At 43.7% G+C, this 7594-nt stretch carries 3 protein-coding genes; 1 reads left to right on the forward strand and 2 read right to left on the reverse strand.

The window, feature by feature from the left end:
* Positions 1–53: 53 nt before the first annotated feature.
* A complete protein-coding gene (locus AB6D80_RS17180) occupies positions 54–4910 on the reverse strand; it encodes a DUF1566 domain-containing protein (RefSeq protein WP_371708278.1) in 4857 nt (1618 codons plus the stop codon).
* A gap of 242 nt (positions 4911–5152) precedes the next feature.
* Between AB6D80_RS17180 and AB6D80_RS17185 the strand changes: the two genes are divergently transcribed.
* Positions 5153–7165, forward strand: coding sequence for a hypothetical protein (locus AB6D80_RS17185; protein WP_371708277.1), 2013 nt, complete (start codon positions 5153–5155; stop codon positions 7163–7165).
* A gap of 232 nt (positions 7166–7397) precedes the next feature.
* Here AB6D80_RS17185 and AB6D80_RS17190 read toward each other — a convergent pair.
* Positions 7398–7594 (reverse strand): hypothetical protein (locus AB6D80_RS17190; protein ID WP_371708276.1); only part of this gene is annotated, 197 nt, incomplete at its 5' end.

The following is a 7594-nucleotide window of genomic DNA, read 5'->3' on the forward strand; positions in this document are numbered from 1 at the left end:
CTAGATGAAAGCAGCCTCAGTTGAGGCTGCTGTGATAATTAATAAAGGTGTCGTTAGTCTGCAACTAATCGATATAGATAAGCTGGTGAATGGGTCTCTATCAACACTTGCGTTTCCACCATCGTATTCATGTTCAAACCGACGAAACGGTTATATTGTGAGTCGGCAGCATCGCTGGTGATGTAGTAGTTATAGCTACCACCAGTTGCTTCGTTGAACTCAAATACTTCGTTATTAAGTGGTAATAATCTATACAGTTCAGCTTTTGTTGGGTAACGCCAATTGGCTTTTCCGCAAATACTCTTGGTATTTTGTGCTGTGATAAGAGGGGCAATATCTACGTATTTCTTGAAACGGCTACTATCACCTCGAGAGAAGAGTTGCCAAACCAAGTTGCTGTCTGTGTCTTGAGCACACACTGCATTTTGTCGGTTGGTTACTACCGTTCCTTGCGCATTTAGATACTGATAATTAGCAGACTTTTCTCTGAATAATCGAGCTAAGACGACTTTGTCTTCAGAACCATCGGTACGAGCTTTATCTAAGGTTTGGCTACTTTCTTTAGTGTCGTAACTTGTGATGTATTGTTGATCACCGCTTGCTGCACTAGACCAGTAATAAAACGTGGTTCCATTATCTAAATAAGATTTGTCGTATTCTGGCTTGAGTCCCAAGTAATTTGGAAATACGTCTGTATCCAAGGTCATTTTCGAATTTGAACCTTCGACAGCTTTGGTGTTAATCGACAGCAGCTGTGCTAAGTGCGGAACTTCCCAGTCACTAAAACCACACAGCTTGTTGTTATTAGTGCTAGCGAGTAGTTCGTTGCTGCCTAGTATGCTGGCGTATCCGGTCGCTGAAGCATCATAGGCAAGATCGTCAGCACCATGCGGTAGTCCATCTTTGAGCAGCGCCCATACTCGACGTTTTCCTGAAATTTTCGTGTCTTCAACACAGCGCCAACCTTGTTGATAGGTTGTGTCGCTTGTCAGGTAGTTTCCTAGTTCATCCAACTTGGCGAAGCGATTACTTACCATTGCGTTGGCTTGAGAAACACTAAACCCATTGTCTGCCGCTTGTTTTAGTCCATCTTTTGCTAACACCTTAGATTGAGCGAGATCGTGGAGTGTGGCTGTTGTGCTCATCTCTTTGATAAGTGTTTGATATAGAGCGATGAGCGAATCAAACTCAGAGCCAATTCCGTTGGTCGCTGTATTCAGTTGAGTAATAAAGTCAGCGACTTGCTCATATTGGCTCTCTAATACTGAAATGGCACTGTAGAGGTCCAAACTTGCTTGATGCAGCTCTGAAGCCAATGAAGCTGAGCCTATTGCGCTTGCGGCATCGGTTAGCATCACCGATTTTTTTTGGATGAACGCCATTTTTTGAGCAAACTTAGCGCCTTCTACCAGTGCATTTAACCCGTTCGAGTTTTGCTGTAGTTTGGCTGCTTTTTCTTTGTAAGCTTTTACTTTGGTAATGAACTCAAGGCTCTCCGTATCAGTGCGGCTTTGAGCAACCGATACTTGAAAGTCGTAAATGGTGAGTTTCGTGCTCACTGCACTCAGTTCGTCAAACCATGGTTTAGTAAAGGCCGCCAGTTCAACAGCTTTAGCTTGTGCTTGGGTTTCTAAAGTCGCGTAGCTTTGCGCTTTTTTCTGATTGTTTGCTAACCATGTTGTTAGGTAAGCCTCAGCCGCCTTTACTATTGAACTTTGTGTATTGAGTAGGGTTTCAACAGCAGTTGTTGAAGCATCAATGTGACTAACTAGCTGCGCTCCAGGCGGTAATTCCCATTTAGGGTATGCGTATTTTGAATAATATTGCTCAACAGATTCCTGGCCTTTGTTGATAGTGACAGCGACGCCATTTTTATCCGCTAATATATTCATTGACTGATTCGATACCAAGTAACCACCACTTCTTAGATTTGATGGCAGTGTTGCAGGATCTCGTTGCGATAGCGTAATCACTTCATTGGTGTCTGGAAGCGTCCAACCAGCGATATCACAATCATCCAGTTGTGCGACTTCATCGAAGACGGTATCGGTTTCTGAAGAGAATCGCTTCGTCCAAAACCTCGGTTCCCCTTGTCCTTTGTCATCGTATTCAGCAATACAATTTAGGGAGTAGGAATTCCATGAGCCACCGTAACCAAAATCAGCGGCTTGCGAACGGGTTTTCATCGGTACGAATTTTAATGCAGTGAAGCGACTACTAGCATCTGTAGCCCAAAGGGTGTCACTGACTGAATTGGAAACGCCTTCTTTTGCTTGTTTCTTTAGTCGAACTCCGACATTGGCTTTGTCATACGCTTCAGGGCCAATGAACTGTGGGTTCGAAATAGCAGGGTGCCAAGTGAGGCCTTGGTCATTGGTGAACTCATAGTATTCGGCTTCATCAAAGCGAACAGACTGGCCATCAACGTTGGCAGTTAAGTAGTCCCACTCAAAACCATTGGTCTTGATTTGGTTTGAGCCAGTGAAAGTGTTGGTTATCTCAGGCGATGTTGGTGCTGGAATCTCAAACACTTTGGTGAAGGCTTGTGTGGTTAATGCTGCTACGCCATGAGGCATGCCATTCGTCTTGTTTTGAGCGACGCGTATTTGAACCTCACCGATACTTTTGTCGATATTACCAATCACTACAGGCTTAGCGGTTACTTTTGTCCAAGTTGAACCGGAGTCGAGTGTGACTTCGAAGTGCTCGGGCTGAGTGAATTCGCCGAAGTATGTCCAATCGAGAGTATTATTTGTGTCGTTAACCACCAGATCCGCCGGGGCAATTGGTGCTGACGGACGAACATTAAACGCCATATCGTTCGTCAACTCTGAACCACTAGGGCGACCCGTAATCGGATCTCGTTTAACGCGTACTTGGATTGAATCAATAGCGTAAGCTTGGTCATTTAGCTGATATGGCTTTGTGGTAACGACTGTCCAACCTGTGTTAAGCGCATTGATCTCGTAATCCGTTACCTCTGAAAACCCGGTAACAAACGTCCAGTCAAATGTATCTAATCCGTCATGAGAGATTGGTGATGTCGGTGCGGCAGGCATACTAGGAGTAACAGAGTAGCCCTTGTCTGAACACAGCGCTTCGCCAGGATCATGTTGAGGATCGGTACCTGCTTTTACTCTTACACAGATTTGCCCTTTGGCAAACGTCTCATCTGGGATAGCCTGTGGGTTGCTAGTTACAGGGGTAAAAGTAATGCCTCTATCGAGAGAGTATTCGTAGAAATCACTTCCCGTAAATCCTTCAACGTCTGTCCATGCGAATGTGTTTTCTGCATCGTCAACAATCGGTGAGGTTGGTGCTATAGGTTGATTTTCTGAGCGAGTGAATACAGAGCTGATAACCAACGGAACTCCCGCGGGGCGGGCATCCAGTGCATTTGACTTAACGCGAACCGAAATCGTGTTTGCAGGAAGTGAAACATTGCCAACAAGATACGGCAGTGCGGTGACGTCCTGCCAACCATTACCTAGATTAATCTCGTAGAAAGATGGGTCGTTGTATCCATTAACCCAAAGCCAGTTGATCTGATTGGTGCTGTCGTTAGCAAATTCCAATACCGGTTTTACTGGTTGGATTGGGGTTACCGTCATCGATTGTTCTGATGCTGAACTTAATCCTGTTGGGTGACCTAGCGAGTCATCTTTGGCTACACGAACTTTTAGATGTCCAACTGGAATATCTAGATCTGGAATGTCTTGAGGCTTTTCAGTCGCTTTTGTCCAGCTTGAGCCGTTATCTAATGAATATTCATACAAACCTAGTTCATTAAACGAGTCGACAAATGCCCAATCAAATTGATTGATCGCGTTATTCACACTAATCCAGGCTGGAGCAGCAGGCACTGTCGTTAGCGTAAACGCTTTGTCTGAAAGCATGGACTTTCCGGCAGGGGTATTACGAACGTTAGACGCAGCAACTCGAACTTGAACGGCTCCTTTGTCGAACGCCAGTTTCCCTACAACAATCGGCTTACGAATTACCGTTGTCCAAGTCTTCCCTGAATCCAATGAATATTCGTAATCTGTGTTGTGAGTGAAGCCACGCACAAGCTGCCAATCGAAGGTGTCTGAGGCATCATTGACTTGACCGTGCTTAGGCGCTGGCGGCCTAGTGATGATTTCATTTCCATCGATGTCTTCTTGGGAAACTTTGAGTTGGTCTCGGTATTCCTTACCAAGTTGTTTCAATGCGCTATCGGTTCCTGATGCGCCATGAGACAGCAAATCGGTCTTGGCTTTAAATTCTGTTAAATCAAGCTCTGCCAGCTTGTACATAGATCCTTTTCGAGCATTTACTTGGTCGACACCTGCATCAACAGAGGCCATTTGTGCTTCTTGAAGTACGCGAGTAACACCGCGCGCAAACATGTGTACTTCACGGCTTTTGGTTGAGTTTGATGCGGAATAATCACCAACAGCCAGTTGTTTATCGATGCCTAAGTCGCTGGCTACAAGCTGGGTTGCTTCATCAAAACTGATTCCACTGGTTCTCGATACACTTGCAATGAGAGACGTCACGGGGCTAATCACGTCCGAATTGCTACTCGGTACTTCTAGCGTAAATCCGGATTCAATAGGCTGATTCGGTGAATCCATATCGATGGTTATACCGGCAACCGCTTCGACCAATATTGGGTATTGGGCGACATCATTGTCGACGTCTAGTTGGAATCGTCCTTCGGCGTCCGTAGTGGCAATTTCTCCATCAGCAGAATCACACATGGCATTGCTGTTTCTGTCTAAACAAACCTTCGCGTTGCGTAAATAACCATCCAAAGCTATGCCCGAAATATTCTGAGAACTTGGCTTAGTTTGTGACTGTTTGAGCTTCGGATCTGACTCTGCTCCGCCACAAGCAATCAGCATTGTGGAAACGAGTGAAACACTCATTAATTTGTATGGATTCCTTACCACCTGAACTCCAAATAATTTATAAATTACCCATAGGAAAGGCGGAGGATATTAATTTAAATGATAGTAATTATCAATATCATTTGATCTTTTATTTCGTTAAGTGATTTAATAGCAAAATAAAATACTATCAATAAAATCATGAACTAGGTGAATCGGTCGAAAAAATGCACAATAAATTCTTAATATGCAAATTGTCACTAGCAATATCTAGTGTCTTAATGGTCTCTGGATGTGGAGGTAGTTCTGATAGCGAAAACCCAGTTGGGTCTACGGCTTCAGGCTATGCATTTCTAGATTCATTAGTATGCGCTGATGCAGATCTGAATGGCGTATGCAGTGATCAAGAGAAACAGATTGCTGATGTTTCTGGGTACGCACAGCAAAGGCAATATGATGGTGCAATTTTGACTGCTTCTCCTGGTATGAAAGTGGTGACGCCTTTCACTAGTTTGATTCATAGCGAGATGATGTTTAACCCAACGGTAAGTAACGATGTAGAGCAAGCAAAGGCATCGCTTCAAAGTAAGTTAGGCGATCATGTTGGCATCAATTTTAGTGTGCTGGACTCAACTCATGGGTCTAAAGAACTATCAAATCTGTTGTTAAAATCACTGAAAAAGGCGCAAAGTGACGGTAAGCAGTCTTCTTATACCAATATTGCGCATGCTCTTGATTTGATGATAGAACATAAAACTTTGGACTTATCTAATATTGACGTTGCTGGTACGGTTTCTCGGCATCTACAAATTGAAGACTCTTTGGTTGTTCGCGGTTCACAATCAGTACCGCAATTGTCTGGTGCGAAGTCGATAGCTCTGAATCCAGCGAGCAGTCAGATTGTGTTTTTAACGGCTAATGATGTGGTTATGCAAATTGATAGCTCTTCACGCAATAAGCCGGTGACAATCAATGGTGACCCTGCATCTCAAGCGGTTTCTGGTCTGGTTAGTATCCGTTCGCACGACGACGATGATTATGACGACCATGACGATGATGACGATGATGACGATGATGACGATGATGACGATCACGGAGGTGGCACTGGAGGCGGAGAAATACCGGTAGATTCGAGTGAAATCATTCAGTTAGTTCCTGCGTTAAATGGTGTTCAGGCATACAAGGTTTACAAACCGACCGCTTACGTCTCACCCACATCGAGTGATATTTGTAATAGCCAAGGCGCTAATGGTGTTTTCCTCACAAGCCTCAATGGTTCGAATAATAACAATGTTGGCGTGAAGGCTTTTGCGATTGATACATACAGCAGTCGTAGTGGCGGTACGCTTCCACCCATTCCAAAACCTAATCCAGCCGTGCCGCCTAAATCGAGTGAGTCGTGCATCAATGATAACTTCGCAGCAGTGGTTCCTCTGTTACAAAGTGGCTCGTTACTGGCGATTAAAAATACCGGAAGCTCGATATACTCACAGCAAGAACTCAAATTGCTAAGTGCTAATAAGCTAGTAATGAAAAGCTGGAGTCACGCCTTGAAAGCTACCTCTTCGCAAGTCATGCCATCTTATGATGAAAGTGAAGCATTGGTTGTCTATAAGAATTACCTTTCAAACAGCAGCTTAGCGGCAGAAGTTATCGATACGGCTAACCTATCCACTAAGATGACGATTGATAAGTTAAACCTTAAAACAGCCAATATTGTCGTGAATCAACAGATATTGTTGGGGCTGGATAGTAATAAGGTTGAGTGGGTGTCTAACTCGATACAACAAACTGTACTTGGGGAGCTGACCGTTGATTCTGCTATTAGCAAGATAGCGACATCGCGAGACGGAAAAACCAGTGCGATTACCACAGCAAGTTCTCTTTATATCGTTGATAACATGACGAGAACCTTACTTGTAACAGAGTCTCTGAGTAACAATGCTATCAAGTCTTTGTATGTGTTAGAAGATAAGGTGATTGCGTTAACTTCTTCGGGTGCGGACTATTATCAGTTCCGAAATATCAGCGGCCCGGCTCTAAAAGTTGGCAGCCAACTGGTGACCAAAGAACTCCTCAAAAAGTGGGAAGACAGCGGCAATTCAAATTGGAGTTCAACCAACTTGGGTTACATTCTTTCTCAAACGGGCACGGAAAGTGAAATCTCCGATCAATTCAAAAACGTAAACCTCTCGTTTTCTCCGACCAATGCGACAACTTCAAGTGGCATCTCTGGTGTGCACGTCAGTGGCTTAGAACGAGGTGAATGGCTAACTTTTTATAAGGCGCTGTAAGCCTAATAGTTCAATGGAAGGGGAACATTTTTTGTTGAGCTTGGAAGTCAACTTATGTGTTTGGTTGACTTTTTTCCTTGCTACTAGTTCTATCTGAAATTAAAAGCGTGGTATTACTTAAGTGTTGTATTGCGCTTTTCTGTTTTAGATATTGCCTTTTTTGGTGTTCTTTGAACCTATTTACCTTATCGGAATTCAAGGTAAGTTGTTGTGTGAAATTTCCTCCTGATCTTTACTCCTCCCAAAGTTCTACTACATCCAATATGGTGTCTATATCATTATTATTTTTGTCCTCTTTATTCTCCAAAATGACGTATAAAGATGATGATATCTTATCCATGTTAGAAGTTTTGTCCGAAGAGAATACGAGGTTTTCGGCGTTTTTCAAGGTAGTTGTCATCATTCGCTTGTTTACTAAGCAGCTTCTCT

It is taken from the genome of Vibrio sp. 10N.247.310.17, from assembly GCF_041466605.1.
Taxonomy (GTDB): Bacteria; Pseudomonadota; Gammaproteobacteria; order Enterobacterales; family Vibrionaceae; genus Vibrio; species Vibrio tasmaniensis_A.